The organism is Sphingomonas telluris, from assembly GCF_022568775.1.
GTDB classification, from domain to species: Bacteria; Pseudomonadota; Alphaproteobacteria; order Sphingomonadales; family Sphingomonadaceae; genus Sphingomicrobium; species Sphingomicrobium telluris.
Genome location: NZ_JAKZHW010000001.1, coordinates 1,310,851 through 1,334,450, shown reverse-complemented (window position 1 = coordinate 1,334,450; position 23,600 = coordinate 1,310,851). Strand labels below are relative to the sequence as shown.

Here is a 23,600-nt window from a genome sequence, read left to right as displayed (position 1 = left end):
CTCCGCCGGGCGCGATGGCGTTCACCCGGATTTGCCGGCCCGCCAGTTCCTTGGCCGCAATGCGCGCAAGCTGGATCAAGCCTGCCTTCGAGGCTCCGTACGCGGCAACTCCAGGTTCAGCCTTCAATCCTGCTGCGGATGCGACAGCCACGATCGAACCTCCGTCTCTCATGGCTCGCACCGCGGCCCGTAGCGAAAGGAAGGCGCCGTCGAGATTGACCGAGATAATCCGCCGCCATTCGGCGAAGCTGAGGTCGGCGATCAGTCCCGCCCCGGCAACGCCCGCGTTGATGACCGCGTTGTCGATCGCGCCGAGGTCAGCAACTTCCCAAAGGTCCTCATCGGCGACGTTGCCGGCCAGCCGGGTCACCGAACATTCGAGATCGAGCGCGGCAAGGCCCTCTGCATTCGCGTCCACCGCGACGATCCGTGCGGCGCCTTCACAAGCGACCAACTGGGCGCAGGCTCTTCCGATGCCGGACGCGGCGCCGGTTACGAGGACGGTCTTGCCTTTGAACCGCATGACCGCGCCTTAGCGGGCCTTGAAGACGACGACCATCGGTCCGAGCGGCTTGGTCAGGTCTCGACGGCCGTTGGCCGGGTCCCACAGAGCGCTGACCGCCCCATCGAGGAACAGCGCGTTCTGCGTCTTCAGCTGATCGCGGAAGAAGCGCCCGAACTTGCCGAGCGAGACCGGGCCTTCGCTGATCACGAAGAGTGCGCCGCCGCCGGGCGCAATGCCCACGCCATTGCGGATGTAGCGGGAGCTTCCATCGGCCTCGAATGCGGGATGGAGCTTGCCCGCGATCACGAGCATTGGACCCGATTGCGTCGCCAGTCGGATGTCGGACGATGGCTGCCATTGCGTGCTGGGAAGAATTTCAACGCGGTTATTCTTCCGAACCTGGAACACGCCATTCGGCATCAGGCGGAAGTTGCCGCCGCCTTTCCGCAGGTTAATCGCATGCTTCTGCTTTCCGTCGACGATAGCGAGCCCGATCGGTCGTCCGTCCTCGTCATACATCCCCGCATTCATCGCGAAGGCGACCTTGTCCGCTCGCCGGCCTAATCGCATTTCTAGGTCATTGAAGCGGCGGATCGCGATCTGATTCGGCGCTGCGGCGACCAGCTCGATCGCGCCTTTCCCGGGATCGCAAACGGTGAAGCGGCTGCTCTCGAAGACCTGCTGACGGCACGGCGATTGCGGTTGTTCGGCGGCTGCGTCCGTCTTGTCGCAGGCCGCGAGCAGCAGGAAGGAGAGAATGAGCACTCGCACCAGGCGAGGCTAACGCGTCAGGCGGCCGTGTCGATGCCGATGTCGCTGAGCTTGCGATAGAGCGTGGAGCGGCCGATGCCGAGGCGGCGCGCGACTTCCGTCATGCGTCCGCGATAGTGGCCGATGGCGAGCCGGATGATGTCGGCCTCGATCTCTTCCAGCGTCCGCAGGTGACCGTCGCTGGTGAACAGGGTCACGCCCGGAGCGCCGCCGAGCGCGAGGTCGCTCGACTGCTTGCTGATCTGCGGCGCGAAGTCGCTCTTGCGGTTGGTGAAGCGCGACTGGCTGGCGATGTGCGGGAAGTCCTCGGCGGTCAGGCCGCCGCGGTCGCAATGCAGGCCCGCGCGGAACAGCACACTCGCCAGCTGGCGCACGTTGCCGGGCCAGCCGTAGCGCATGAGCACCGCAAGCGCGTCGTTCCCGATCGAAAGCTCGGGGATCAGTTCCTGCTCGGCAAAGCGAGACAGTAGGTGGCGGGCGAGGGCAGGGATGTCGCCGCTGCGATCGCGAAGCGTGGGCAGCGTCACCACCGTCGTGCCGATCCGCTCCCGAAGCATTTCGTTGAAGCTATCGGATAGCGGCGCGCTCGTGGTGGCGATCAGGCGCAGGTCGACGGAAGAGCTTCCGTTGCAGCCGACCGGACGGACTTCGCCGGTGGCGAGGACGCGGTCCAGAGTTTCCTGAGTCGATTTCGGCAGTGCGCCGATCTCGTCTAGGATGAGCGTGCCGGTGTCCGCTTCGACCATCCGGCCGGTCTTCTCGGAGAAGGCGCCCGGAAAGGCACCCTTCACATGGCCGAACAGTTCGCTGTCGACGACGTTGCCGGGCACGGCCTTGCAGTCGACGATGACGAGCGGGCCCCGGGCGCGCAGGCTCGCGGAATGGATCGCGCGGGCGACGGTTTCCTTGCCGGTGCCGGGCTCGCCGACGATGAGGATCGGCAGCCGGTTGCGCGCTGCCTTGGCCGCGACGGCGAGGGCGGCGCGATATTCGGGCGTCGCGCCGACCAGTTGCTCCAGCGACAGGACGGGGGCCAGCTTCTCGGCAACTGGGATGAGCTCTCCGCCGGGCTTGCGGCGGTCGGCATTGGCGGCGAGCGCGTCGATCAGCCGCTCGGAGGCGACCGGACGCGAGAGGAAATCGGTGGCACCGGCACGCATCGCTTCGACCGCGACAGATACCGAATCGCTTTCCGCCAGGACGATGACGGGAAGCCCCTGCCTGGATGACCTGAGTGCGGCGATCGTGGACGGCCCGCTTTCCTCTTCCCAGTTGGCAAGAAGCGCCGCCTGGACTTCGCGGCCGTGCGGGCCCTGCAAGAGCGCCTGCGCGGTCTCGAGGCAATCGGCGCCGACGGTGCTCCAGCCGGCACGTGCCGCCACGGCCGAAACGAGCCGTCGTTCGGCGGGATCTGCTTCGATCAGCAGGAGGCAGCGGTTGGTCTGGTCTTCGCGCATCTCTGACTCTGTCCCGAGTCTAGACACCCAAGGGTAAAGACCTCCTTAAGAAAGCAGGGGCTTGGGGGCTGCGAAGCGCCTTGTTATGGGATGTGACGAACAGGTCGACATCATAAGGGGATTTTCATGGCGCATGACGAAGAGCCGTTGCTGGCCCACCCGCCCACGGCGGAAGTCGCACATCATGTCGAAGACTATGAGCGCTTCACCAAGCTGCTGAAATATGGCGCGATTGCCTGCCTGGCGATCGGGTTCCTCGTCGTACTGATCATCAGCTAGCGCCCGGCGATGAAGATCGCCGTCGTCAAGGAGACCGCGCCCGGTGAGACCCGCGTCGCGGCGACGCCCGAAACCGTGAAGAAGTTCATCGCTCTCGGCGCCGAGGTCGCGGTGGAAGCCCGCGCGGGGCAGAGCGCTTCGATTTCCGACAAGGACTTTGAAGCCGCCGGGGCGAGCGTCGCTCCTCGCGAGACGGTCTTGGCTGGCGCAGACGCCATCCTCTGCATCAACGGACCGGATGCGGCTTCGCTGAAGGGGGTAAAGCCGGGAGCGCTGCTCGTCGGCGCTCTCGATCCGACCAGACGCACCGACGCCATCGATGGCTATGCCAAGGCGGGCCTGCAGGCGCTGGCGATGGAATGGATGCCGCGCATCACGCGGGCGCAGTCCATGGACATCCTCTCCTCGCAGTCGAACCTCGCGGGCTACAAGGCAGTCGTGGACGGGGCCGCGGCATATGGCCGGGCGTTTCCGATGATGATGACGGCTGCCGGCACGATCAGTGCGGCGCGCGTGTTCGTCATGGGCGTCGGCGTCGCGGGCTTGCAGGCGATCGCCACCGCCCGCCGCCTCGGCGCCCAGGTCAGTGCGACCGACGTCCGCTCCGCCACCAAGGAGCAGATCCAGTCGCTCGGCGCCAAGCCGATCTTCGTCGAGAATGTCGCAGGCATCGAGGGCGAGGGAGCGGGCGGCTATGCGACCGAGATGTCGGAGGAATATCAGAAGGCGCAGGCCGAGCTGGTTTCCAGCCACATCGCCAAGCAGGACCTTGTGATCACCACCGCGCTGATTCCCGGCCGCCCGGCGCCGCGGCTGATCAGCGATGCGCAGCTCGCGTCCATGCGGCAGGGCAGCGTCGTCGTGGACCTCGCAGCGGATGCGGGCGGAAACGTCGAGGGCTGCGCGGCAGGTGAGAACGTGCAGAGGCACGGTGTCACCATCATCGGCGCATCGAACCTCTCGCGGACCCTCGCGGCGGATTCCTCGGCGCTCTTCGCGCGCAATCTCTACAATTTCCTCAGCGCCTTCTGGGATAAGGACCAGAGCCGGCCCGTGTTCCCTGACGACGATGAGATCGTGAAGGGCATCCGCCTGACGCAAGGCGGCAAGATCGTCAGCGAAAGGCTCGCGGGCTCGGCCAGTTGAGCTCAGCCGATATCCTGATCATCGGCGGCGGGATCGCAGGGCTTTCCGCCGCCTCCGCACTTGCTAACCACGGAAAGGTCGTCGTCCTCGAGGGCGAAGAGGCGGTCGGCTATCATTCGTCGGGCCGAAGCGCGACGATGCTGCACTATGCGCTCGGCGATCCGTTCGTCCGCGCACTAACGCTGGAGAGCCGCGGCTTCTTCGAGCAACCGCCCGAAGGCTTCACCGACGTCCCGCTCGGTCATCGCGTTCCGGTGCTCGTCCATGCGCGGGAGGATGAGCTTCAGGCTCTGGAAGCTCTGCATACCGGCATCGCGCGCTTCGCCGAGCTGGAAAGCGTCGACGAACGCGGACTCCTGGAGTTGTGCCCCGCTCTGCGCGTGGGTCAGGGTGGCGCCGTTGCCGGCATCGTCGACCGCAACGGCATTCGCCTCGACCCGCACGCCATGCTGCAAGGTCATGTGCGCGCCCTGCGCCGAGCTGGTGGCGAGTTGATGACAGGTGCCCGCGTTCGGTCGATCCGACAGGTCGGCACTGAGTGGCAGGTCGAGACAGAGGCCGGCGATCACTATTCCGCTCCGATCCTCGTAAATGCGGCCGGGGCCTGGGCCGACGCGGTCGCGGAGCTTGCCGGGCTGGACCGGATAGGACTGAGCCCGCTCAAGCGGACGATCATCACCTTCGACGGACCCGCGGACACCGACACGAGCGGCTGGCCCTTCACGAAGACCGTCGCTGACGAGCTCTACTTCGCACCGGAGTCCGGGCGGCTGTTCGCCTCGCCGATGGACGAAGTGCCCACGAACCCCTGCGATGCTCAGCCCGACGAATATGAAGTTGCCCTGGCCGCGCACCGCGTCGAAGAGCGCACCACGCTGAAGGTCGATCGCATTCACAGCCGTTGGGCAGGGCTGCGCACCTTCTCGCCCGACAAGCATCTGGTCGCAGGCTTCGATGCGAACGCTGAGGGTTTCTTCTGGCTGGCAGGTCAGGGCGGCTACGGGCTGCAAACGTCGCCGGTCGTGGCGCGAGCGGTGGAATCGCTGATTGCGGGCGCTCCGTGGCCGAGTGTCGCGATAAGCGCCGACGAGCTAAGCCTCCGGCGCTTCCTCGCGTAGCTTCGTGATGTCGACCCATCGGTCGGCCACCAGCTCGAACAGCCGATCCGTGCTCACCTCGACCGACGTGTTGAGCGAACCGCCGGCCGGATAGACCACGTCGAACGCTTTGAGCGACAGGTCGAGGTACACGGGTAAATCCGTTGCAAGCCCGAATGGGCAGACGCCGCCGACCCGATGCCCGGTCAACTCGAATGTCTCGTCCGGCCCCAGCATGCGCGGTCGGGCGCCGAACTCCTGCTTGCTCTTCCCATTGTCGAGACGCGCATCTCCTCTCGCGACCAGCAGGAAAGTGTGATCGCCGGTGCGTACGGCCAAAGTCTTGGCGATCCGCCCCGGCTCCACGCCGAGCGCCTTCGCCGCGGTCTCGACCGTCGCCGTGCTTTCCTCAACCTCGATCAGCGGGAGGTCGGGTGCATGTTCCGCGAGCCAGGCGCGGGCAGACTCGAGGCTCATTCGCCCACCGCGTGAAGCGTGATCTGCCGCGTCGACGGTTCGCGGCGATGCTCGAACAGGTAGATGCCCTGCCAGGTCCCGAGGACCATGCGGCCATCGGCGACCGGAATGGACAGCTGCGTCTGGGTCAGCGCGGACCGCAAGTGCGCGGGCATGTCGTCGGGGCCCTCATCGTTGTGCGTGTAGAGGACTGGGTTCTCCGGCGCCACGCGCTCGAAATAGGCTTCGAGATCACGGCGAGCGGCTGGCGCGGCATTCTCCTGGATCAGCAGCGAGGCCGACGTGTGCCGGCAGAACAGCGTTAGCAAGCCGCTCTGGACGGCGCGCTCGGCGACCCAGCGTTCTACCTCGTACGTAATGTCATGAAGCCCCCGGCGCGGGGCAGTGACGTCAATCGATCCCGACCACTGGCGAAGCATGCGCACGCCCTAAAGCGCTTCTCGCAGCGCGCAAATGGTTAAGAAATTCCGGGCCGATTCGCCCGATTCGCAGCCGTAATGACCGGCGCGTCCCGGGTCTTCCGCGCGGGCACGGATGCGCACGCTATCTCACGACGAGACCAACATGCCACAGACGCACGAAAGCGCCCGCTTTTGGCGGACGCTCCGGCAATCAACTGAAAAGCTTAGAGAATTGAGCCGGCATTCACCGGCTCAGGTTTCTCAGCCACCGGTGGCGGCGTTGCTCCAACCGGAACCAAGAAGATAGTTCCAGAGGCTCCACTTGGTCTGAGCAGGCTTCTTCATGCGACATCCCCTGTCTTCGAACTGCGATTCGGCAGCTGAGGGGATATTAACCTTAACTGGCATGGTTAGCAAAGCATTAACTATAAACTGCGCGCACACGTATTTTGCCTCCGCTGGGAGAGGGAAACCGGTGGTTTTTAGGAAGCCGTCAGGCGACGCTTGAGCGGCGCGATCCGGCAAGTCGCTTGGTGAGGCTTTCCAGGCTCATCGGGCGGCCGATGACATAGCCTTGGGCTACGTCGCACTTCATGTCGACGAGTGCGTCCAGAACGGTCTGGTCCTCGACGCCCTCGGCCACGACCTTGCGTTCCAGCGAGTGGGCGAGGGCGATCGTCGACTGGACCATCACCAGGTCGCTGCGGTTGTCGAGCATGCCCTTCACGAAGCTCTGGTCTATCTTGATCTCGCTTGCCGGGATCTTCTTCAGATAATCGAGCGTGGAAAGCCCCGTGCCGTAGTCGTCGATGGCGATGGTGACGCCGAGCTCACGCAGCGCCGCCAGCATGTCGAAAGCCGAACCGTTGCCGGCGAGGGCGGCAGTCTCGGTCAATTCCAGCGTCAGCAGGTGCGGAGCAAGCCCGTGCCGCGCAAGCATTGCGCGAAGGCGAAGCACGAAACCTTTGTCTCCGAGCAGCCGCGCGGACAGGTTCACGGCCATTCCGAAGCCGGGGTCCTTGCGGTTGAGCGCGGCGGCGGACTTGATCGCGCTTTCCAGAACGAAGTCGGTCAGCTTGCCGATGCGGTCATGCTGCTCGGCCGCGGCAATGAACTCGGATGCCGCGATGGGGCCCTTCTCCGGGTGCGTCCAGCGCGCGAGCGCCTCGGCACCGACGATCCGACGGGTCTGGAGGTCGAGCTTGGGCTGATAAGCGACCCACACCTCGCCCTTGTCGACGGCATCGTCGAGCTGGCTGAGCATGGACAGCTTCCACGACGCATCCTCAAGCGTCTCGGGGTCGTGGTATTTCCACTTGAGGCCGTCGTGTGCCGCTTCGTCGGCGGCGACGAGCGCGCTGGCAAGACGGTTGGAAAGCGTGCGGCTGCTGCCGAGCTCGACGCCGAAGCTGACCGACAGATCGATCGGCAGGCCGTCGACGCGGGCAGGATTGCGAAACAGCACGTGCAGCGCCTCGACGTGGTTGCTGACCGGCTGCTCCGAATCCTCGAACCAGGCGAAGATGCCGCCGTCGCCCTGATAGAGCACGCGTTCCGGCGAGCCGACGCGGAGGCGAGAAACGATCTGCTCGATCAGCTGTCGCTCTTGGCCCGCGGGAAGAGCCGCGGCGATTTCGTCGTAGTTGAGCACGCGTGCCGCGATGAGCGCCTGCGTGCGACCGGCGCGGTTGTTGCGCAGCGCGTTCAGGTTCGGAAGTCCCGAAACCGCGTTGGTCAGGCCGCCGGTGCGGAAGCTGCGGCGTGCAAGGATGCCCCACACGATCCAGGTCACGGCGAGGGCGGGCACGACCTCCACGAAGATCAGGTTCATCTCGAGCAGCGCGGGGGCGAGCAGAAAGAGCGCCGTCGCCGCGCCGAAGATTACACTGCGCGGACGCTCTATGCGCCTCAGCGCGACAAACGCGGCGATAGCGACAGCGGCGAGATACGGCAGGATCCAGCCCAGCTCGACCGGCGTGCCTCTTTTCAGGGTTTCGGCGCCGATCGTGTGCACATAGGCGCCCGGCATCTTGCCGGTACCTGGGATGAAATATTGATCGCCCAGGATTTCCGCTGCGGCGCCGATAATGACCTTCTTGCCCGCAAACTGGCCGAGCCCGATTTTGCCCGTGAGCAGGTCACCCGCCGAAACGAACGGGACGCTCTTCGGGTCGATCGAATAATCGAGCATGTACGCTTCACCGGACGGCGAAGCCTTGCCGCCCATCAAAGCCGAGAAAGTGGGGACGTCCTGTCCGTCCCATCGGGTCGCAAAGGGCAGGTGCCACGCCGCGTTCTGATAATTGTAGAAGAGGCTGACGCTGCCCAGCCGGGCATCCTTGAGGAACGGATTGGTGCGAAGCGAACCTACCTTTTGCTCCGTCCCGGGTCCCGACCGCGAAAACACCGGCACGGTGACCTTGCCCGAGCGACGCAGCGCAGCCGCGAAGGCGGCATCGTCCGCGGGATCGCCGCGAGTATCGACCTGGATGTCCAGATAGATTTCCTTGGCACCGCCGGCGCTGATCTTGTCGATGAGCTGCCCGTGTTGCCGCCGGGGCCAGGGCCAACGGCCGACCTGGCGAAGCGAGTCCTCGTCGATGCCGACGACAACGATGTCCCCGCTGGCGGAATGAGTGTGAAGGTTATTGCGCGCGGTGCGCAGGAAGTCCTCGGCGATTTCGCCGAGTTGAAGCAGCCCGAAAAGCAGGCCGACGAAGGCCGTCCAGGCAATCAGCTTCCACGCTGAGGACTCAGCAGACTGAGACTTCCGCAATGGCACCGAGCGTTTCCTTTTCCTTCCCAAGACCTGCTGTGCCGCAGAAAGGTTATCAAAACGGAAACCGTGACGCGGTTAACAGGCGAGCTCGGAGTCATTCTTTGCCTCTGTCCTACGGCTTCCGAATTGTGCATGTTCGCGCCGGATGACCCGCGACCACAGCGCACCCGATCCCAATATCTCCGCTCCGATGCCTGACGAGCTCACGCGTCCTCGCGCGTTGAGGGGTGAACTTAGCGAACTTCCGATCTTGAAGAGGGGCTGATGGACTTCATTTCGATCCTGTCGATTTTCGTGCTGGCCTGCTTCGTCGGCTATTTTGTCGTCTGGTCGGTGACCCCGGCGCTCCATACGCCGCTGATGAGCGTCACGAACGCCATCTCCTCGGTCATAGTTGTGGGTGCACTGATCGCCGCCGGTTCGATCGCAGCGGAAGAGTTCGGCCAGGGATGGTCGCAGTGGCTGGGCCTGCTGGCCGTCGCATTAGCGAGCGTCAACATCTTCGGGGGTTTCGCCGTCACCGCGCGAATGCTTGCAATGTACAAGAAGAAGGAGCGCAAGGATGCCTGAGGCGGCGCACGCACAGCCCGCCTGGGTCCTGCTCGCCTATCTGATCGCGGGCGTCTGCTTCATCCTCGCGCTGCGAGGTCTTTCGAGCCCGGAGAGTAGCCGCCGCGGCAACCGGGCTGGCATGATCGGCATGGCGATCGCCGTTGCGACAACGCTAGTCACCCACTTTCCCGACTTTTCCGCGACGTTCAGAGCCAATGGCTGTCCTCCGGACACCTACGTCTGTGACTCGCTTTTCTTCCGTTTGATCAACCCGAATTCCGCTCTCATCTATGTCGCGATAGCGCTGGGCGGCACGGTCGGACTGATCATCGCTCGCCGCATCCAGATGACGGCAATGCCGCAATTGGTTGCGGCGTTTCATAGTCTCGTCGGCATGGCGGCCGTGCTGGTAGGCGCTGCCGCCTTTCTCAACCCAGGCGCATTCGGCATCGTCGACGCGGCCGGGCACATTCTCCAGGTCAGCCGCGTCGAGATGGGCCTTGGCGTCGCGATCGGTGCGGTTACCTTCTCCGGCTCCGTCATCGCCTTCCTGAAGCTCAACGGAAACATGTCGGGCAAGCCGATCCTGCTGCCCGCGCGGCACGTCATCAATCTCGGCACCCTCGTCGCGATCCTGGGGCTCATCGGCTACTTCACGCAGGATCAGGCGCCGTGGATTTTCTTCACGGTCATGGGGCTGAGCTTCGCGATCGGCTTCCTGCTGATCATCCCGATTGGGGGCGCGGACATGCCGGTCGTGATCTCCATGCTCAACAGCTATTCGGGGTGGGCAGCGGCGGCGATGGGTTTCACGCTGCACAACAGCGCAATGATCATCACCGGCGCTCTGGTCGGCAGCTCCGGCGCCATCCTCAGCTACATCATGTGCAAGGCTATGAACCGCAGCTTCATTTCGGTCATAGCCGGAGGCTTCGGCGGCGATGCCGTGGGTAGCGGTGGCGGCGAAGTCATCGACCGCGCCTACAAGCGCGGCTCTGCCGAGGATGCCGCTTTCCTGATGAGCCAGGCCGACCAGGTCATCATCGTCCCTGGCTACGGCATGGCGGTCAGCCAGGCGCAGCACGCGCTTCGTGAGATGGCCGACCTGCTCAAGGAACAGGGGGTTCGCGTGAAATATGCGATCCACCCGGTGGCAGGCCGCATGCCCGGCCACATGAACGTCCTGCTCGCCGAGGCGAACGTGCCGTATGACGAGGTCTTCGAGCTCGAGGACATTAACAGCGAGTTCGCGCAAACCGATGTCGCCTTCGTCATCGGCGCCAACGACGTGACGAACCCCGCTGCCAAGACGGACAAGAGCTCGCCGATTTACGGCATGCCGGTCCTCGACGTGGAGAAAGCGCGGACGGTATTGTTCGTGAAGCGATCGATGGGCGGTGTCGGCTATGCCGGCGTCGATAACGAGCTCTTCTATCGCGACAATACGATGATGCTGCTCGCCGACGCCAAGAAGATGGTCGAGGAAATCGTCAAGAACATCGGCTGAGTCTGCCGCTTCAACGGCTCGGCGCATCGCGATTCATTTCGCGTAAAATCAGGCGTTTACCGCTTGCCAGCAGCGTCAACCTTGCGAGACAAGGCCTGAGCGGGGCGAGTCAGCCCCTCGTTCCAGCGTTCGGGGTAATGGGGAAGGGGCAGCGGCGTTGCGCAAGCTTGGAATCATTGGCGGTGCCACCTGGTCGTCGACCGCGCTCTACTACGAGCAGATCAATCGCGGCGTCGCGCAGCGGCTCGGAGGGCTGCACAGCGCGCGGCTGATCATCGAGAGCCTCGACTTCGAGGAATATGCCGCCTTCCATCGGGCGAACGACCTTTCGGGCGGCAACGCCCTGATCGTGGAAGCAGCGAAGCGGCTGAAGGCGGCGGGTGCGGAAGGGTTGGTGCTCGCGTCGAACACCATGCATCGCGCTCACGCCGAGGTCACGATGGCGACCGCCCTCCCGCTGATCGACATCCGGCAGGTGACCGCGGAGCAGCTGACGGCCGATCGCCGTACGCGGATCGCGCTGCTCGGCACCCGCTTCACGATGACAGAACCCTTCGCTCGCGAGCCCTATGAAGAGCGCGGGATCGTCGTTCACGAATTGACGCCGGAATGGCGCACCGAAGTCGACCGCATCATCTATGAGGAGCTTGCCGCCGGCCGGGTCGTCCGCGACAGCCAGCGCAAGCTGAAGACGCTGATCACCGAGCTTGCCAAGCAGAAGGTGCAGGCCATTGTCCTCGGCTGCACGGAGCTGGTGCTCGCCGTCGACGTCCGCGCCAATATCCTGCCCGTCTATGACACGACGAGCATCCACGCCCGCGCCTGCGTTGACTGGATGCTGGCGGAACAGGAGCAGGCTAGGGCCGCCGCCTGACCCCTCGCGCAGTCCGCGCCTAGCGCCTATCTCGTCACGGTGAGTAAGGCAGACCGTCCCGAACATCCGCGATCGTCCGAGCGCTTCAACGAAGAGCAGGCGACCTATGCCGTGCGCGGGGCGGACCAGCCGGACCTGGAGAAGGGCGTCGCCGCAATACGCGAGGTCCTGAAGACGCTGCCGGTACGGCCGGGCGTCTATCGGATGCAGGATGTCCGCGGCGACGTGCTTTACGTCGGCAAGGCGCGGGCGCTCAGGAACCGCGTCACCAACTACACGCAGGTTGCGCGGCTTCCGAAGCGGTTGCAGCGGATGGTCGCGCAGACGCGCTCGATGACGATCGTCACGACGCGCACGGAGGCGGAGGCGCTGCTGCTGGAAGCGCAGCTGATCAAGCGCTTCCGGCCCGCGTACAACGTCCTCCTCCGCGACGACAAAAGCTTTCCCTTCATCCTGCTTCGAGAGGACCACGCCTTCCCGCGGGTGCAGAAGCATCGCGGGGCCCGCCGTCTGAAGGGCCAATATTTCGGGCCATTCGCGAGCGCTGGATCCGTGACGCGCACGCTCAACGCGCTGCAGAAGCTTTTCCTGCTGCGGAGCTGTTCGGACAGCTATTTCGAGAACCGCTCGCGGCCCTGCCTGCTTTATCAAATCAAGCGCTGCTCGGCCCCGTGCGTCGGCCGGATCAGCGAGCATGACTATGACGAGCTGGTCGACGACGCGAAAAACTTCCTGTCGGGAAAGTCGACCGGCGTGCAGGCTCGCCTCTCAAAGCAGATGGCCGAGGCCGCGGAGCGGCAGGATTATGAGCTCGCCGCCGTTTATCGCGACCGCCTTCGTGCGTTGACCTATATCCAGGGTTCCCAGACGGTGCATGCGGAAGGTCTCGGCGATGCCGACGTGTTTGCGCTCGCCTGCAAGGCCGGGACGATGTCGATCCAGGGCTTCTTCATTCGCGGCGGCCAGAACTGGGGCCACCGCGCCTTCTTTCCCGCGCACACCAACGACGTGCCTGAGGCCGAAGTTCTCTCCAGCTTCCTGGTGCAGTTCTACGAGGACATGCCGCCGCCCAAGCGCATTCTGGTCGACCGCGAAGTGGTGGACAAGGAAGTGCTGGAGGAAGCGCTCAGCGAACGGGCCGGGCGCCGGGTCGCAATCGAGGTCCCGAAGCGCGGGGACCGCAAGAAGCTGCTCGAGCAGGCGCAGCGCAATGCGGAGGAGGCGCTCGATCGCCGCCTCGCCGAGACGACGACGCAGGGCAAGATCCTGCGGGAGCTTGCCGACACGTTCGAGCTGCCCGACGTGCCCAAGCGCATCGAGGTCTACGACAACAGTCACATCATGGGGACGAACGCGACCGGTGCGATGATTGTCGCCGGGCCCGAGGGCTTCCGCAAGAACAGCTATCGCAAGTTCAACATCAAGCGCCCGGAGACCAATCCGGGCGACGACTTCGCCATGATGCGGGAGGTGCTCGAACGCCGGTTTGCACGGTTGGAGAAGGACGATCCCGACCGCCAGAGCGGCGAGTGGCCCGACCTGATCCTGATCGACGGCGGCAAGGGGCAACTCTCGGCGGTCTGCGAAGTGATGGAAGACGCCGGGGTCCACGACGTGCCGGTCGTGGGCGTCGCGAAGGGACCGCATCATGGCCGCGAAGGCCGGGAGGTCTTCCACTTCCCCGGCGGTCGCGAGATCACGCTTCCGCCGAACTCGGCGCTGCTCTTCTATCTGCAGCGTCTGCGCGACGAGGCGCACCGCTTCGCCATCGGCACGCATCGGGCGAAGCGGGCGAAGAGTCTGACCACGTCGACGCTGGACGATGTCCCGGGCATCGGCCCCAGCCGCAAGCGCGCGTTGCTAATGCACTTCGGAACGGCGAGGGCGGTGAAAGGCGCGGCGCTGGAAGACCTCGAACGCGCGCCGGGCATCAGCAGGACGATGGCCCGCCAGCTTTACGACTATTTCCATCCCGCGGGTTGACCGGGTGCAGATCGAGACACCTGCCATCGTCTGCGCTTTGAGAAATCACGGCGAACATGGCGCGGTCGTGCGCCTGATGACTCCGGACGATGGCCTGCAAGCCGCCTATGTGCGCGGTGCTCGCGGTCGGCGAATGCGGCCGGTGCTGGTTCCGGGGAATCAGGTCGAAGCGCGGCTGCGTGCCCGGACCGAGGAACAGCTTGCCCATGCGGAGGTCGAGCTCACCCACAGCCGCGGGCCGCTTCTGACGGAGCCTTTGCCGGCGGCGGCAATCGAATGGGTGACGGCTCTCACCGCCGCCGTGCTGCCGGAGGCGCAGCCCTATCCGCGTCTCTATGCGGGGCTGGATGCTTTTTTGGCGTTGATCGAAGCGGCGCCATCGGCGCTGGGCTGGGCGAGCTCGTTGGTACGCTACGAAATGCTGCTGCTGGCCGAGCTCGGCTTCGGGCTTGACCTCGAGCGCTGCGCCGTGACGGGTTCAAATGACGACCTCGTCGCCGTCAGTCCGCGGTCGGGCCTTGCGGTTAGCGCAGCTGAGGCCGAACCCTATTCCGGCAAGTTGCTCCCGCTTCCTCCCTTCGTCCGCGCGGGCGGGGCCGCGACCTGGGACGAAATTGCGCAAGGGCTCGATCTCACCGGTCACTTCCTGCAACGGGACGTGCTGACCGGCCGTTCGCAGGCTCTCGGGGACGCACGAAGCCGGCTCGTTGAGCGAATTCTTCGCGCGGGCGGACTGATCTAGCCGGTTGTTTGCGCGCAAAAGCTATTCTAGCCCATTGCGGTGACTGCGATCGACACGCTCGCAATGCTCTTCCCCAATGGGGCGACGACGCGCGGAATTACCGTCCGCGTGGCGGTGAGCTATCTCGCCGAGCAGTCCGACCCGTCCATCAGCCGGTGGTTCTGGTCCTATCACATCCGCATCGAGAACGGCGGCGACCTCTCGGTCCAGCTGCTGTCGCGAAGCTGGCAGATCACCGACGGGCGCGGGGTCGTTCACGAGGTTCATGGCGAGGGCGTCGTCGGCGAAATGCCGCTGATCGCGCCCGACAGCAGCTTCGACTACGTTTCCGGCTGCCCGCTCGACACGCCGACAGGCTCGATGAAGGGAAGCTATCGGATGGTCGACGAGGAGGGAGAATCCTTCGACGTGGAGATCCCCGAGTTCTCCCTGATTGCGCCGACCAGCTGAAGCCCTTACGGGTTGAAACAATACCCGTTTCGGAAAGTTGTCTGCTAAGATGCCCCGGCTGGGCATCCGTGCGCCTCATCGGTTGAGGAGACTGCCATGGTCGGGCGTTTGATCACCAAAGCTTTTGTTGGAGCGATGCTCCTTGGCGCATCCGCGGTTGGCCTGACCCAGACGGGGTGGGCGCCGGGGTCCGAGATCATGGGCCAATCGGTACAGGTCGAAACCAACGGCGTGACCAACACGGTCTTCTTCGATCCGGGCGGGGTAGCCCGCATCCAGACGCCGGGCGGCAACATGGTCCCGGGGACCTGGACGGCGGCGGGCGGCCAGCTTTGCCTGTCCACGGGATCGGCGCGCGAATGCTGGCCTTATTCCCAGCCGTTTCAGGCCGGCCAGCAGGTAAGCCTGACCAGCAGCTGCAACGCGGCGTCGCGATGGACTGCGCTTGGCACCAATCAGCCGCAACAGCAGAGCGCCGGCGAGCGCGGCTGAGCGCCCAACGCTGCCAATAATCCAAGAATAGGCTGGACCGGTCTGCGGCCGGGTGGAGACTTGCACTCCATCGGGGATACATTGGCGCGTCACAGGGGTTGAGCGCGCAAAGGAGATTGACTCGATGGCGAAGAAGGCAAGCGCGAAGAGTGACAGCAGCGGCAGGAAGAGCACGAAGCGGAGCAGTTCTTCCGGTTCGGCTAGCAGGGTGATGACGACCAGCTCGCGGCAGAAATCCCGCTCGGACGGCGTTCAGTCCGACATGGTGGATGCCTTGATCAAGCTGCTCCAAAGCCCGCTGGTCATCGATCTTCTCGCCGTCGGAGCTACCGCCGCGCTGGCCGCGATCACCGAGAGCCGGTCGAGCCGCATTGAGGGCGCAGGCGGGAACAACAAGAAGACGCTGAAGGCTGCGGGCAAGGCCGCTGCCGCGGCCGTGGGTCGCCGCATCGCCACCGAGTTCGACGAAATCCGCGAGGCGTCGAAGCGGGCTGGCGAAGACCGGACTGCTAAGGCCGACGCAGCAGCGTAAGCTTCGCGCGGCCGACGTCGCGCTCCAGCTCTACGGAATATTCCAGGGGATCGATGCGCTCGCCGCGCGGGCCCTCCACGGACATCCAGCCGCCAGAGGCGAGCCAATCGGCATCCGCCACGGCCCTTACGACGGCTGAACCTGAGCCCGGGGCGTACGGCGGGTCGGCAAGGACCAGGTCGAACGCGTCCGAGCGCGGGAGCTTCAAGGCCGAGCCGCCGATCACCTGAGCGCGGTCGAGAAGACCAAGCTTTGCCAGGTTCGCCTTGATGGCCGCCTGCGCTTTCGCGTCGCTTTCCACGAACGTCGCATGAGCGGCGCCGCGCGACAGGGCTTCCAGGCCGAGCGCTCCGCTTCCAGCGTAGAGGTCCGCAACGCAGAGTTCGTCGAACGATCCGAGCCGGCTCGCGAGCATGGAGAAGAGCGCCTCGCGCACGCGGTCGGTGGTGGGCCGCGTGTCCAGTCCTGCGGGCGCCTGCAACGGACGGCCGCGGAATTGACCGGCGATGATCCTCACTTCAGCGAGGCTCTGAAAGCGTCGAGCTCGACCTGCGGCACTTCGTCGGCATCGCCCGGCTCCAGGCCTTCGAGGCCGAGCGGACCGTAGGACGTGCGGATCAAGCGCGAGACCTGCAGGCCCAGATGCGCGAGTACGCGCCTGACTTCGCGGTTCTTGCCCTCGGTGAGGCTCATCTCGACCCAGCAGTTGCGCCCCGTCCGGCGCTCCAGGTTCGCGATGATCGAGCCGTAGTGGATGCCCTCGATCGTGATGCCCTCGGCGAGGCGATCCAACTGCTCCTGCGTGACATGGCCGAAGGCGCGCGCCCGATATTGGCGGACGACAGCAGTCTTCGGCAGCTCCAGCTTCCGCTTCAGCTCGCCGTCGTTGGTCAGCAGCAGCAAGCCTTCCGTCATGAAGTCGAGCCGGCCCACCGGGATCACCCGCGGCAGGCCGGGCGGCAGGCGATCGTAGATTGTCGGACGCCCCTTGGGGTCGCGCTCGGCCGTGAGTGTGGCCTGCGGCTTGTAGAAGCGGAACAGCCGGGTCTTGGCGGCCGGTCGAACGGGCTTCCCATCGACCGTCACGCCCGCCAGGCTTTCGAGTAAGGTCGCGGGCGTGTTGAGTTTTTCGCCGTTAAGAGCGATGCGGCCCTCGGCGATCATGCGCTCTACGTCGCGACGGGATGCGATGCCGGCGCGGGCCAGGAGCTTGGCGATCCGCTGCGGCCCGTCCTCGCGCGGCTCGGGTCTCGGCCGGTAATTGCTGGGTCGCGGCCGATGTCGCGGCACAGGTTTTCGGTTCGTTCGTTGCGGGGGCGTAGACATAAGGATTGTGGGCCTGGATGCTGTTCGGAAAGCGTAAGCGCGTCGTCAATCGGATTCTCATCGTCGAAGACGAGCCGCTGACCGCGTTCGACAATGAAGTGATGCTTGGAGACCTCGGTTACGAGGTCGTGGCGACTTTGGACAGCTTCGAGGATGCGATCGGGCTTCTGGAGAACGAGAAGGTCGACCTGATCCTCAGCGATTACCGGCTTTCCGGGCGGAAGACTGGGATGGATCTTGCCCGCGCCGCGAAGAACCGCGGGATTCCGATCGTCTTTTCTACGGGCCACAAGCTGCCGGCGGAATCAGTCAAGCTTGCGGTCGGCTGCATCAACAAGCCCTACAGCGAGCGGACGCTGAAGCTCGGCATCAATGCAGTGGACAAGCATTTGGCGGGCGAGAAGGTCAAGCCGCCCAAGGGCATGGAGATCTTCGTTCCGACCGTCGCTAAAGAATAGCCGCCAGCCTCTCGTGGAAGGCCGCGATGCCTTGTTCGAGCGCACCGATCGTAACCGATTTCACCAGGCCGGATTCGATGCCGCGCTGACACAGGGCTGCGGCGCGGAAGTCCTCTCCCGCGAAGGTGCCCGCGTCGAGCAAGGTCCAGCTTCGCTCCCAATGCGCTTCCGCCTCCGGTGTCCGCGGCGGCTCGGGGATCAGCATGAAATCTTCGACGAGGCAGGTGCCCACGGTTTGCGGCATCACGACCAGTAGGTTGATGTAGTCCGGGCTGACGATGAGGATTGAGGTCGGGAAGAAGGCGTAGGTATAGGTCAGCACCCGGCGCACCGCAGCCCAATCTTCGCGGTCAATCTCCGACAGATAGTCCGCCCGTCCGACGACTGCGCGTTGGTGGGGTCCGATGTAGTCGGCGGCGGAGATTCCGTCGGTGAAGAAGGGCGCGATCGTCTCCGCATGCAGCCGCTGCACGTGATAGCTTTCGAGGAACGCGTCCATCACCTGCTTCCAGTTGGACGCAACCTCGTGGGTGCGACGGCGATAGAGATGCAGACCGGACATGCCGAACGCATCCATGTCCTCGGAAAGTGCGAAGACGTTGCCGAAGTCGGCGTCATGGTCGCGCGCGAACCAGATGAAGCCGCCGCTCTCGAAGGCGGTGAAATGGTTGAGCGGCCGATCGGCCTTGTCGAGCCCGGGGAAGCATTCGGCCCGCGGAATCGCGAGCAGGGACCCGTCCGATCCGTAGGTCCAGGCATGATAAGGGCAGACGATCCGTTTCGCGGAGACAATTTCGTTGCTCTCGATCAGGCGCGTTCCGCGATGGCGGCAGACGTTCGCCATGACGTGGATCTGGCCGTCATTGTCGCGCGAGATGATCAGCGGGACGCCGTATCCTTCATGCGCGACCGCGCTGTTCCTCTCGGGCAGCAGGGCCGACGGTGCGAGCAGCAGGGGTAGCTTGTCGAAGACCGCACGCTTCTCGCGCTCGAAGCGCAGCGGGTCGATGTAGACGGACGAATCCAGCTCGACGACGCCGCGAGGTGCGAGCGCTTCTCCGCGCACGATCCTTTCGGCGAGGGCGCGCTGCCCTGCGCTCGGCCGCGAAGTTCTCGCAGGGACGTCCATGCGGTAAAGGGTGCGCTCGCGCCGACGCCTGCGCAAGTGCAAACGCTCACCCCCTGTTCAGCCGCCGACGGGCTGCTTAAGCATGGTGCACGTACGGAGGAGGGGTGAATGGCGACGACGATCGAGGCTGAGCGGGGTTGGCGTTCCGCGCTTCCGGCGGGCCTGCGGCCTTATACGGAATCGGCTCCCATCGCCGCCTTCTTCCTCGGCGTCTCGTCCGGCTTTCCCTATGCCATGATCGGCGCGACGCTGACGACGCGTCTGAAGCAGGACGGCATCGACAAGTCGACGATCACCGCCTTCACGCTCGTCTTCCTCGCCTACAATTTCAAATTCCTCTGGGCGTGGATAATGGACGGCGTCCGGCTGCCCATCCTCGGGCGGCTGGGGCAGCGCGTTTCCTGGATGCTGGTCACCGGTGCTGCGGTCATTGCAGCGGTCGTCAACCTTGCCCTTGCCGATCCGGCAAACGGTATCGGAACGGTGGTCACGGCGGCCATCCTGGTCGGCATTGCCGGCGCCAGCTTCGACATCGTGATCGACGCCTATCGCATCGAAATGCTCGAACCTCGCCAGCTGGGCGTCGGGTCGGGGATGTCGCAATATGGGTGGCGCATCGGTTCGGCGGGCGCAGGCGCCCTGGCGCTTGTTGTGGCCGCACGAGCAGACTGGAGCTCGGCCTATCTGGCGTGCGCCGCGCTGGCGCTTCCGGCGATGCTCACTGCGCTCCTCATGGGCGAGCCGCAGCGTCACCGCGAGCCCACGGAAAAGAAGGGCGTCGCGCGGACGATTGAGGCGGTGTGGCGGCCCTTCTTCGAGTTCTTCGCAAGGCAGGGTGCCTTCCTCGTTCTGCTCTTCATCCTGCTGCACAAGATCGGCGACACGCTCGCGAACCTGACGTTCCGCCTGCTGTTCGACGACCTCGGCTTCACCAATGACGAGATCGCGATCTACGACGTTGGCGTCGGCTTCTGGGCCTATCTCATCGGCATCTTCATTGGCGGCGTTCTCTACAGCCGCCTCGGCCTCAAGCGGTCGGTGATGATCAGCCTCATCCTGATGGCCGTATCCAACTTCAGCTTCGCGATCCTCGCAGGCGCAGGACACAGCAATCTCGGCATGGCGGGAGCGATCGGCTTCGAAAATACCGCGAGCGGCATCGGCGGAGTCTGTGTCGTCGCCTACTTCTCCGCGCTCTGCGACCTGAGGTTCACCGCGGCGCAATATGCGCTGATCTCGGCGGCCGCGAGCATCGTCGGGCGCTTCCTGACGGGCACGACGGCTGGCGCGCTGATCGACGCCATGGGCTATGTGAACTTCTACCTGATGACCACGGCCGCTGCCGTTCCAGGCATCATCCTGTTCTGGATCATGATGCGGTCGGGGCTGGTAGATCAGTCGATCGGCAGCGCGGGAAGAGCCGGCGAGGGCGATGCCCGGGCCGATCAGGCGGACGAAGAGGTTCAGTCCGGAAGCTGACCGTTCAGCCTGAGCGCTTCGCCGGCCAAATAGAGCGAGCCCGCGATGAGGCGCGGCTCTGGAAGCTCACGCAGCGCGTCTTCCAATGAGGGCGCCGCCTTGCCGCCGAACGTATTCGCCAACTCGCCAGGATCGTGATGCGCGTGGTCCGGAACCGGCACGAAAGTGAAGGAGAGGGCGTACGGCGCCAGCGCCGCGATGACGCCTGAAGCATCCTTGTTGGCGAGGATCCCGAGCACGAGGTGCTTGGGCCCATGATCCGCGAGGAGGGCGGCCAGCGCTTCGGCAGCTTCCAGATTGTGCGCCCCGTCGAGCCAGGTCTTCGCGGTGCCAACCAGCGGGCCCGGCGCCAGTTCCTGAAAGCGGGCAGGCCATTGCGCGAGCGTCAGACCGCTCTGGAACGAGGCACGGCCCACGGGCAGAATCTGCTGCTGCTGAAGCATTTGCCAGGCGAGATTGGCGTTGCGGACCTGATGTTCTCCGAGCAGCGACGAGCGAAGCGTCGGGTCCAGCGTCCAATCCCGCCCTTCCAGCCACACAGGCGCACTGCGCTCGTTCGCGACGCGCAGTATCGCGGCTTCCGCTTCAGGTGCCTGCGCGAGCATGACGAGCGGGACGCCCGACCTGGCGATGCCGGCTTTCTCGGCCGCGATTTCGACCAGGCTCGTCCCGAGGAATTGCTGATGGTCGATCCCGACATTGGCGATGCCGGTGATCAGCGGAGCCTCGAAGACGTTGGTCGAATCGAGCCTTCCGCCGAGCCCGACTTCGATGATCGCCGCGTCCGCGGGAGTACGCGCGAACGCGAGGAAGGCTGCAGCCGTCGTCACCTCGAAGAAGCTCGGTTCGATCCCGTCACTGGCGTCGAGAACCTCCGCCAGCAGTTCTGCGAGGTAATCGTCCGAGATCAGCTTCCCGGCGATGCGGATCCGCTCGTTGAAGCGGACGAGGTGCGGGCTGGTGAACATGTGAACGGTGCGCCCGCTCGCCTCCAGCGCCGCGCGCAGGAAAGCGCAGGTCGAACCTTTGCCGTTGGTGCCTGCGACGTGGAAGACCGGTGGAAGCGCATCCTGCGGCCGATCGAACCGCTCCAGCAGCCGCGTAACTCGGTCCAGGCCGAGTCGGTCATCGCCCGGGGAGAGTTGCGCCAGCCGGTCGAGCTGCGCCTGGACGGCCGGACTGTCCGACCGCGCGAAGTCCGGCATCAGGCCGCCTTCTTCTTCTCCGGTGTGAGATAGCCGATCAGTTTGCCGAGCGTCGTGCGGATCTCGTGGCGCGGCACGACCATGTCGACCATGCCGTGATCGAGCAGATATTCGGCGCGCTGGAAGCCCTCAGGCAGCTTTTCGCGGATGGTCTGCTCGATGACGCGCTGGCCGGCGAAGCCGATAAGCGCACCTGGTTCTGCAAGCTGGACGTCGCCCAGCATTGCGTAGGACGCCGTGACGCCGCCCGTCGTCGGATCGGTAAGAACGACGATGTAGGGCAGGCCCGCTTCGCGAAGCTCCGCCAAGGCGACGGTCGTCCTCGGCATCTGCATGAGCGACAGGATGCCTTCCTGCATGCGGGCGCCCCCGGCAGCCGTGAAGATGATGTAGGGCGCGCGGTCCTTGATCGCCTGACGGACGCCGGCCACGAAAGCTGCACCCACGGCGACGCCCATCGATCCGCCCATGAAAGCGAAGTCCTGCACGCCGACGACGGCACGGCGGCCCTCGATCTTGCCACGCGCGTTCTGCAGCGCGTCGCGCACTTCATTGGCCGAGCGCGCGGCCTTGATGCGGTCGGTGTAGCGCTTGGTGTCGCGGAAACGGAGCGGGTCCTCCCGCACTTCGGGAGCGGGCAGCAGCTCGAACTCGCCCTTGTCGAAGATCTGAGCGAACCGAACCTGCCAGCCGATGCGGTCGTGATGATCGCAGCGCGGGCAGACGCGGAGATTGTCTTCCCATTCCTTGGTGAAGACCATCGTCCCGCACTTGCCGCACTTGTGCCAAAGGTTCTCCGCGGTCTGCCTCTTCGGCAGGAAGGGAATGCCGCTGCGGACCCTGCTTAACCAGCTCATCGATGCCTCATCTGTCTTGGCGGTGGCGGCTAGGCCCGCTCCGCCGCGCTTGTCCAGCCCTATAGGGTCAGGGCGATGTCGCGAATGGCGACCGACGCGTCCTCGGCCGCGGTGATCGGCCGCCCGATGACCAGGATAGACGCGCCCGCCTCGCTCGCCTCTCGGGGAGAAACGACGCGCTTCTGGTCTGCCGTGCCGCTGCCCGCGGGACGCACGCCCGGAACGACGAAAAAGCCGTCGGGCCAGGCCTCGCGAGCAGCACCGACTTCCGCGCCCGAGCAGACGATGCCGTCCAGGCCCGCGTCGCGCGCCAGTTGCGCCAGCAGCGCCACCTGCTCCGCCGGGCCCGACGAGACGCCGATGGCGTTGAGGTCGGAAGCGTCGAGGCTGGTAAGCACAGTCACGGCGACGACCTTAGTCGTCGGTCCTGCAGCAGCTTTGGCCGCTTGCATCATCGCACGTCCGCCCGCGGCGTGAACCGTCAGTACCGCAGGCTCCAAGGGCCGCAGTGCCTCGACGGCCTTCGCGACGGTGTTGGGAATGTCGTGAAGCTTGAGGTCGAGGAAGACCGGCAGTCCGAGCTCCTGGATAGCGGTGACGCCAGCTGGCCCGTTCGCCGCGAAGAACTCCAGCCCGAGCTTTACCCCCGCCGCGCTGGTGCGGACCTGCTCGGCAATCAGCTTCGCCCGTTCGAGACTGGGCGTATCGATCGCGACGTAGATCGCGCTCACGACAGCACGTCCTCTTCGACGGCTGCAGGAGCGGGCGCGATGGGTTGAGCCGCCGCCTGCTGCCGCTCGAAATTGTCCAATCTCGTCCGGACCCGCCATAGCTTGGCGCGGAAAAGCAAATAGGTCGGGAGCCAGCCGATCAGGAACAGAATGATCACCAGGAACGGGAGTTTGATGTCGACCTGAATGTCGCCCCAGAGATTCATGGTGACGTCGTGCCAATTTCGGCTGCCGAGGATCGCAAGGAAAACCGCGATCACGACCCAGAGGAGCGTCTTCAGGAACTGCATCGAGAGGGGCTTTAAGCGACGCGAACGGTCAAGGCTAGGGATGCGTTCGTCGCGATGCTCCCTCGGTTCGGCGCAGCGTTG

Annotated in this window: 25 protein-coding genes and 1 pseudogene; 13 read left to right on the top strand and 13 right to left on the bottom strand. The window is 65.0% G+C overall.

Annotation, left to right across the window (positions count from 1 at the left end; genetic code table 11):
- Positions 1-25: 25 nt before the first annotated feature.
- From LZ016_RS06830 to LZ016_RS06820, 3 genes and pseudogenes are all read right to left on the bottom strand, one after another.
- A pseudogene (locus LZ016_RS06830) lies at positions 26-523 on the bottom strand (SDR family NAD(P)-dependent oxidoreductase); the annotation flags it as partial.
- 9 nt (positions 524-532) lie between these two features.
- The gene (locus LZ016_RS06825; protein ID WP_241446653.1) at positions 533-1,276 is read right to left on the bottom strand and encodes a phosphodiester glycosidase family protein; all 744 of its coding nucleotides are present in this window, start codon (positions 1,274-1,276) and stop codon (positions 533-535) included.
- Positions 1,277-1,293: 17 nt separating this feature from the next.
- Positions 1,294-2,733, bottom strand: a complete 1,440-nt coding sequence (locus tag LZ016_RS06820) for a sigma-54-dependent transcriptional regulator (protein WP_241446652.1) — start codon at positions 2,731-2,733, stop codon at positions 1,294-1,296.
- A gap of 126 nt (positions 2,734-2,859) precedes the next feature.
- Here LZ016_RS06820 and LZ016_RS06815 point away from each other — a divergent pair, with 126 nt between their 5' ends.
- The 3 genes from LZ016_RS06815 to LZ016_RS06805 are packed head-to-tail and all read left to right on the top strand — an operon-like array spanning position 2,860 to position 5,276.
- Positions 2,860-3,012, top strand: coding sequence for a hypothetical protein (locus LZ016_RS06815; RefSeq protein WP_241446651.1), 153 nt, complete (start codon positions 2,860-2,862; stop codon positions 3,010-3,012).
- A 9-nt stretch (positions 3,013-3,021) separates the two neighbouring features.
- Positions 3,022-4,158, top strand: coding sequence for a Re/Si-specific NAD(P)(+) transhydrogenase subunit alpha (locus tag LZ016_RS06810; protein WP_241446650.1), 1,137 nt, complete (start codon positions 3,022-3,024; stop codon positions 4,156-4,158).
- Positions 4,155-5,276 (top strand): NAD(P)/FAD-dependent oxidoreductase, encoded by a 1,122-nt coding sequence (locus LZ016_RS06805; protein ID WP_241446649.1) that lies wholly within the window; start codon positions 4,155-4,157, stop codon positions 5,274-5,276. The genes LZ016_RS06810 and LZ016_RS06805 overlap by 4 nt, the downstream gene beginning before the upstream one ends.
- On the opposite strand, the gene LZ016_RS06800 is transcribed toward LZ016_RS06805, so the two are convergent.
- The 3 genes from LZ016_RS06800 to LZ016_RS06790 all read right to left on the bottom strand — a co-directional run bounded on the left by LZ016_RS06800 (position 5,250) and on the right by LZ016_RS06790 (position 8,915).
- Complete coding sequence (locus LZ016_RS06800; protein ID WP_241446648.1) at positions 5,250-5,732, bottom strand: YbaK/EbsC family protein; 483 nt, start codon at positions 5,730-5,732, stop codon at positions 5,250-5,252. The genes LZ016_RS06805 and LZ016_RS06800 overlap by 27 nt on opposite strands.
- Complete coding sequence (locus LZ016_RS06795) at positions 5,729-6,151, bottom strand: secondary thiamine-phosphate synthase enzyme YjbQ (RefSeq protein ID WP_241446647.1); 423 nt, start codon at positions 6,149-6,151, stop codon at positions 5,729-5,731. Before LZ016_RS06795 ends, LZ016_RS06800 begins: the two co-directional genes overlap by 4 nt.
- 475 nt (positions 6,152-6,626) lie before the next feature.
- The gene (locus LZ016_RS06790; protein ID WP_241446646.1) at positions 6,627-8,915 is read right to left on the bottom strand and encodes an EAL domain-containing protein; all 2,289 of its coding nucleotides are present in this window, start codon (positions 8,913-8,915) and stop codon (positions 6,627-6,629) included.
- Between the two features lie 261 nt (positions 8,916-9,176).
- On the opposite strand from LZ016_RS06790, the gene LZ016_RS06785 reads away from it, so the two are divergent.
- The 8 genes from LZ016_RS06785 (at position 9,177) to LZ016_RS06750 (ending at position 16,044) form a co-directional block, all read left to right on the top strand.
- On the top strand, positions 9,177-9,482 hold the full coding sequence (locus tag LZ016_RS06785; RefSeq protein WP_241446645.1) for an NAD(P) transhydrogenase subunit alpha part 2: 306 nt from the start codon (positions 9,177-9,179) through the stop codon (positions 9,480-9,482).
- Complete coding sequence (locus LZ016_RS06780; protein ID WP_241446644.1) at positions 9,475-10,971, top strand: NAD(P)(+) transhydrogenase (Re/Si-specific) subunit beta; 1,497 nt, start codon at positions 9,475-9,477, stop codon at positions 10,969-10,971. The genes LZ016_RS06785 and LZ016_RS06780 overlap by 8 nt, the downstream gene beginning before the upstream one ends.
- A 157-nt stretch (positions 10,972-11,128) precedes the next feature.
- The gene (locus LZ016_RS06775) at positions 11,129-11,845 is read left to right on the top strand and encodes an aspartate/glutamate racemase family protein (RefSeq protein WP_241446643.1); all 717 of its coding nucleotides are present in this window, start codon (positions 11,129-11,131) and stop codon (positions 11,843-11,845) included.
- A gap of 39 nt (positions 11,846-11,884) precedes the next feature.
- Positions 11,885-13,828: an excinuclease ABC subunit UvrC gene (gene uvrC / locus LZ016_RS06770; protein WP_241446642.1), complete on the top strand. Its 1,944-nt coding sequence runs from the start codon at positions 11,885-11,887 to the stop codon at positions 13,826-13,828.
- 4 nt (positions 13,829-13,832) lie between these two features.
- Complete coding sequence (gene recO / locus LZ016_RS06765; RefSeq protein WP_241446641.1) at positions 13,833-14,570, top strand: DNA repair protein RecO; 738 nt, start codon at positions 13,833-13,835, stop codon at positions 14,568-14,570.
- A 63-nt stretch (positions 14,571-14,633) separates the two neighbouring features.
- Positions 14,634-15,020 carry a Co2+/Mg2+ efflux facilitator ApaG/CorD gene (apaG, locus tag LZ016_RS06760; protein ID WP_241447471.1) on the top strand — a complete coding sequence of 129 codons (387 nt, stop codon included), beginning with the start codon at positions 14,634-14,636 and terminating at the stop codon, positions 15,018-15,020.
- A gap of 96 nt (positions 15,021-15,116) precedes the next feature.
- Positions 15,117-15,512, top strand: a complete 396-nt coding sequence (locus tag LZ016_RS06755; RefSeq protein ID WP_241446640.1) for a hypothetical protein — start codon at positions 15,117-15,119, stop codon at positions 15,510-15,512.
- Positions 15,513-15,636: 124 nt separating this feature from the next.
- Positions 15,637-16,044 carry a hypothetical protein gene (locus LZ016_RS06750; protein WP_241446639.1) on the top strand — a complete coding sequence of 136 codons (408 nt, stop codon included), beginning with the start codon at positions 15,637-15,639 and terminating at the stop codon, positions 16,042-16,044.
- Here LZ016_RS06750 and rsmD read toward each other — a convergent pair.
- Positions 16,022-16,561 (bottom strand): 16S rRNA (guanine(966)-N(2))-methyltransferase RsmD, encoded by a 540-nt coding sequence (gene rsmD / locus LZ016_RS06745; protein WP_241446638.1) that lies wholly within the window; start codon positions 16,559-16,561, stop codon positions 16,022-16,024. The two genes, LZ016_RS06750 and rsmD, sit on opposite strands and share 23 nt — an antisense overlap.
- The gene (locus LZ016_RS06740; RefSeq protein ID WP_241446637.1) at positions 16,558-17,334 is read right to left on the bottom strand and encodes a pseudouridine synthase; all 777 of its coding nucleotides are present in this window, start codon (positions 17,332-17,334) and stop codon (positions 16,558-16,560) included. The genes rsmD and LZ016_RS06740 overlap by 4 nt, the downstream gene beginning before the upstream one ends.
- A gap of 53 nt (positions 17,335-17,387) precedes the next feature.
- Here LZ016_RS06740 and LZ016_RS06735 point away from each other — a divergent pair, with 53 nt between their 5' ends.
- Positions 17,388-17,828: a response regulator gene (locus LZ016_RS06735; protein ID WP_241446636.1), complete on the top strand. Its 441-nt coding sequence runs from the start codon at positions 17,388-17,390 to the stop codon at positions 17,826-17,828.
- Here LZ016_RS06735 and LZ016_RS06730 read toward each other — a convergent pair.
- On the bottom strand, positions 17,818-18,993 hold the full coding sequence (locus tag LZ016_RS06730) for an aromatic ring-hydroxylating oxygenase subunit alpha (protein WP_241446635.1): 1,176 nt from the start codon (positions 18,991-18,993) through the stop codon (positions 17,818-17,820). The genes LZ016_RS06735 and LZ016_RS06730 overlap by 11 nt on opposite strands.
- Positions 18,994-19,065: 72 nt before the next feature.
- Between LZ016_RS06730 and LZ016_RS06725 the strand changes: the two genes are divergently transcribed.
- Entirely contained in the window at positions 19,066-20,436 is a 1,371-nt protein-coding gene (locus LZ016_RS06725) for an AmpG family muropeptide MFS transporter (protein WP_241446634.1), read from the top strand.
- Here LZ016_RS06725 and LZ016_RS06720 read toward each other — a convergent pair.
- Genes LZ016_RS06720 through LZ016_RS06705 form a run of 4 tightly spaced genes read right to left on the bottom strand, consistent with a single transcriptional unit; the run spans position 20,421 to position 23,519 of the window.
- On the bottom strand, positions 20,421-21,641 hold the full coding sequence (locus tag LZ016_RS06720) for a bifunctional folylpolyglutamate synthase/dihydrofolate synthase (RefSeq protein WP_241446633.1): 1,221 nt from the start codon (positions 21,639-21,641) through the stop codon (positions 20,421-20,423). The two genes, LZ016_RS06725 and LZ016_RS06720, sit on opposite strands and share 16 nt — an antisense overlap.
- Positions 21,641-22,498, bottom strand: coding sequence for an acetyl-CoA carboxylase, carboxyltransferase subunit beta (gene accD, locus LZ016_RS06715; protein WP_241446632.1), 858 nt, complete (start codon positions 22,496-22,498; stop codon positions 21,641-21,643). Before accD ends, LZ016_RS06720 begins: the two co-directional genes overlap by 1 nt.
- A 59-nt stretch (positions 22,499-22,557) precedes the next feature.
- Positions 22,558-23,229 carry an orotidine-5'-phosphate decarboxylase gene (gene pyrF / locus LZ016_RS06710; protein WP_241446631.1) on the bottom strand — a complete coding sequence of 224 codons (672 nt, stop codon included), beginning with the start codon at positions 23,227-23,229 and terminating at the stop codon, positions 22,558-22,560.
- Positions 23,226-23,519 (bottom strand): hypothetical protein, encoded by a 294-nt coding sequence (locus LZ016_RS06705; protein ID WP_241446630.1) that lies wholly within the window; start codon positions 23,517-23,519, stop codon positions 23,226-23,228. The genes pyrF and LZ016_RS06705 overlap by 4 nt, the downstream gene beginning before the upstream one ends.
- Positions 23,520-23,600 lie beyond the last annotated feature (81 nt).

Coding starts and splice junctions, on each gene's coding strand:
- LZ016_RS06780 (WP_241446644.1), top strand. CDS start 9,475: ATGCCTGAGGCGGCGCACGCACAGCCCGCCTGGGTCCTGCTCGCCTAT.
- LZ016_RS06750 (WP_241446639.1), top strand. CDS start 15,637: ATGGCGAAGAAGGCAAGCGCGAAGAGTGACAGCAGCGGCAGGAAGAGC.
- LZ016_RS06735 (WP_241446636.1), top strand. CDS start 17,388: ATGCTGTTCGGAAAGCGTAAGCGCGTCGTCAATCGGATTCTCATCGTC.
- LZ016_RS06725 (WP_241446634.1), top strand. CDS start 19,066: ATGGCGACGACGATCGAGGCTGAGCGGGGTTGGCGTTCCGCGCTTCCG.
- LZ016_RS06785 (WP_241446645.1), top strand. CDS start 9,177: ATGGACTTCATTTCGATCCTGTCGATTTTCGTGCTGGCCTGCTTCGTC.
- LZ016_RS06800 (WP_241446648.1), bottom strand. CDS start 5,732: ATGAGCCTCGAGTCTGCCCGCGCCTGGCTCGCGGAACATGCACCCGAC.
- LZ016_RS06795 (WP_241446647.1), bottom strand. CDS start 6,151: ATGCTTCGCCAGTGGTCGGGATCGATTGACGTCACTGCCCCGCGCCGG.
- LZ016_RS06755 (WP_241446640.1), top strand. CDS start 15,117: ATGGTCGGGCGTTTGATCACCAAAGCTTTTGTTGGAGCGATGCTCCTT.
- LZ016_RS06810 (WP_241446650.1), top strand. CDS start 3,022: ATGAAGATCGCCGTCGTCAAGGAGACCGCGCCCGGTGAGACCCGCGTC.
- LZ016_RS06720 (WP_241446633.1), bottom strand. CDS start 21,641: ATGCCGGACTTCGCGCGGTCGGACAGTCCGGCCGTCCAGGCGCAGCTC.
- apaG (WP_241447471.1), top strand. CDS start 14,634: ATGCTCTTCCCCAATGGGGCGACGACGCGCGGAATTACCGTCCGCGTG.
- LZ016_RS06705 (WP_241446630.1), bottom strand. CDS start 23,519: ATGCAGTTCCTGAAGACGCTCCTCTGGGTCGTGATCGCGGTTTTCCTT.
- LZ016_RS06815 (WP_241446651.1), top strand. CDS start 2,860: ATGGCGCATGACGAAGAGCCGTTGCTGGCCCACCCGCCCACGGCGGAA.
- LZ016_RS06820 (WP_241446652.1), bottom strand. CDS start 2,733: ATGCGCGAAGACCAGACCAACCGCTGCCTCCTGCTGATCGAAGCAGAT.
- accD (WP_241446632.1), bottom strand. CDS start 22,498: ATGAGCTGGTTAAGCAGGGTCCGCAGCGGCATTCCCTTCCTGCCGAAG.